Annotated in this window: 2 protein-coding genes; both read right to left on the bottom strand. The window is 68.3% G+C overall.

Going from position 1 to position 1,494, the window contains the following annotated elements:
- Positions 1 to 669 (bottom strand): hypothetical protein (locus C8N34_RS25745; RefSeq protein WP_211317754.1); only part of this gene is annotated, 669 nt, incomplete at its 3' end.
- A gap of 132 nt (positions 670 to 801) precedes the next feature.
- Positions 802 to 1,494: hypothetical protein (locus C8N34_RS26605; RefSeq protein ID WP_211317753.1), on the bottom strand; the 693-nt coding region annotated here is incomplete at its 5' end.

The following is a 1,494-nucleotide window of genomic DNA, read 5'->3' as shown; positions in this document are numbered from 1 at the left end:
GCGCAGGAAGTCCAGCTGTTCCTGACGCAGCCCCGCCAGCGCCCGGGTGCGCACCTGCTCGGCCGAGGCCGCCGCCACCGTGGCATCGGCCCCCGCCGCGATCTGGCGCGCATATTCCTTCTCGGCCTCGATCTGCGCCCGCATCTGCGGATTGCGTTCGGCCGCGAGCCGGGCGTCATAGCCGTCCATCAGCCCGGTGGTGGCAATATCGTTCAGCGCGCGCTGGCGGTCGCGTTCGGCCTCCGCCGCCGCCCGGGCCAGCGCGCGCATCCGGTGCGCCTCGGCCTCAAGGAGGCCCATCTTGCGCTTGCGGATATCGACCTCGGCCTCGGCCAGCGCATTGGTCCGCAGCCGTTCGGCATTGCTGGCCCCGATCAGCCCGGTCTCGCGGGTGATCGCCGCCAGCCGGTCCTGCTGATCCGCCATCCAGTCCCGGCGCGCCTCGAGCGCCGCCTGTTCCTGTGCCGCCAGCTGCAGCGAGAGGCTGATCCGGGCGCGCAGCCAGTCGGCGCTGCCCTTCTCGACGCCGATGCCCTTCAGGCGCAGATCGAGGTTCTCGCGGGCCTGTGCCGCCTTCAGCCGCTCGACCTCGATACTGTCCGACCCGAACCGCGCCGTCACCGCCAGCAGGTCGGCCTCCTGACGATAGCCGGTGACCATCTGGTCCACCTGACGCTTCTTCGCCTCGGCCTGCGCGGTCTCGATGGCCTGAATGCCGAGCAGGGTAGTCGCCCGGTCGCGGATCAGGTCGATCAGCTTCTGCTCGTCCTCCGACGTCTCGCCGTTCAGCGCGACCAGCTGTTACACCTGCTGCAGCAGGATCTGCATCGCCGCCGTCTGGGCATCGACCCCCTCTGCCGTTTCGACGCCCCTGATCGCCGCCTTGAAGCTTTCGATCTCGCCGCCATAGGTGCTGAGCGCCGTATACCCGCCGCCGAGACCGAAGAAGCGGCCGATCCGTGATGAGGCAAATTCAAGGTCGGGATCGGTGCGCGGAATGCTGAGGGTTTCGCGGAGGGCGTTGCCCGTGTCCTTCAGCTTCTGCGCCAGCGTCATGCGGTCGAGGTTCGACAGCACCGTGTAGAGGCCAAGCGCCGCCGCCGATGCCTTGCCAAACTGTTGGGCCAGATCGTCCGAACTGGCGTTGACGATGGCCATGCTCGATTTGTACCGCTCGAAGGCGGTCTTCACCGCCTCCATCCGCTCCTCGAGCGACCTGGCCGAACCGGCCAGTGCCATCAGGCCCTGAATGCCCACGGCCGCCAGCGTCGTCAGGCCGATGGCAGCAAGGCTGGTGGCGTTGAAGATGGACAAGAGCCCTTGTGCCAGCCCCTTGGCAGCCTGCGCGCCGCCGCCCATCTGCTGCGCGATGCCCGCCAGCTGCGAGCCCTGCTGCAGACCGATCATCAGCGGGTTCATCCCCATCGCCGCCGTCACGCCGATATCGAAGCCCTGCGCCCCGATATTCGCGGTATAGGCGCTCGATGGCACACC

The sequence above is a fragment of the Gemmobacter caeni genome (genome assembly GCF_003054195.1).
In the GTDB taxonomy this organism is placed as follows: Bacteria; Pseudomonadota; Alphaproteobacteria; order Rhodobacterales; family Rhodobacteraceae; genus Gemmobacter; species Gemmobacter caeni.
Note: the sequence above shows the minus strand (reverse complement) of the source record. Positions and strands in the feature narration are given on the sequence as shown.